This is a genomic window from Streptomyces sp. P17 (genome assembly GCF_032436805.1).
In the GTDB taxonomy this organism is placed as follows: Bacteria; Actinomycetota; Actinomycetes; order Streptomycetales; family Streptomycetaceae; genus Streptomyces.
The window spans coordinates 1-273 of the sequence record NZ_JAVRBF010000806.1 but is presented as its reverse complement, the minus strand read 5'-3'; the positions used below and the strand labels follow the sequence as shown (position 1 = coordinate 273).

The window sequence follows — 273 nt, the reverse complement described above, 5'->3', positions numbered from 1 at the left end:
CCACCGCGGCCGCCGTGTCCAACATCTCCGGTCGCGGGGTCGGCATGGACGTGGTGAAGCGTTCGATCCAGGCGCTCGGCGGCCGGATCGGCATCTCCTCGGTGCCCGGTAAGGGCTCGACCTTCACCATGAGCCTCCCGCTAACCCTCGCGGTGCTCGACGGCATGGTCGTCACGGTCGGCGAACAGACGCTGGTGGCGCCGCTGACGGCGATCATCGAGACCTTGCAGCCCACGCGCGAACAGGTCCGCCAGCTCGGCCCGACCCAACGGG

The 273-nt window shown here is 70.0% G+C and carries 1 protein-coding gene; it reads left to right on the top strand.

What is annotated here, in order from left to right; all coding sequences use genetic code 11:
• Window positions 1-14: 14 nt before the first annotated feature.
• On the top strand, window positions 15-273 hold a 259-nt coding region (locus RMT89_RS43035), incomplete at its 3' end, for an ATP-binding protein (protein ID WP_315889203.1).